The sequence below is a fragment of the Neisseria sp. HMSC058F07 genome (assembly GCF_001810035.1).
Classification (GTDB): Bacteria; Pseudomonadota; Gammaproteobacteria; order Burkholderiales; family Neisseriaceae; genus Neisseria; species Neisseria perflava.
The window spans coordinates 23,295-23,559 of record NZ_KV799680.1 but is presented as its reverse complement, the minus strand read 5'-3'; the positions used below and the strand labels follow the sequence as shown (position 1 = coordinate 23,559).

The window sequence follows — 265 nt, the reverse complement described above, 5'->3', positions numbered from 1 at the left end:
GACCGTTGCCGGCGACGACAACATCACCACCGAAGCCCAAGACGATAAAGTGACTGTCAAGCTGAACAAAGACTTGGTTGTAGACAGTGTCAAAGCCGGTGACACCACCGTTAACAACGACGGTGTGACCGTCGCAGGCGGTCCTAGCCTGACCAAGTCTGGTATCGATGCCGCCGGCAACAAAGTGACCAACGTAGCCGACGGCGACCTCAACGCCAACAGCAAAGACGCCGTCAACGGCAGCCAACTGTTTGCGACCAACCAA

At 56.6% G+C, this 265-nt stretch carries 1 pseudogene; it reads left to right on the top strand.

Annotated features, from left to right (window positions below):
- Window positions 1-265 (top strand): annotated as a pseudogene (locus HMPREF2696_RS06140) (hypothetical protein); the annotation flags it as partial.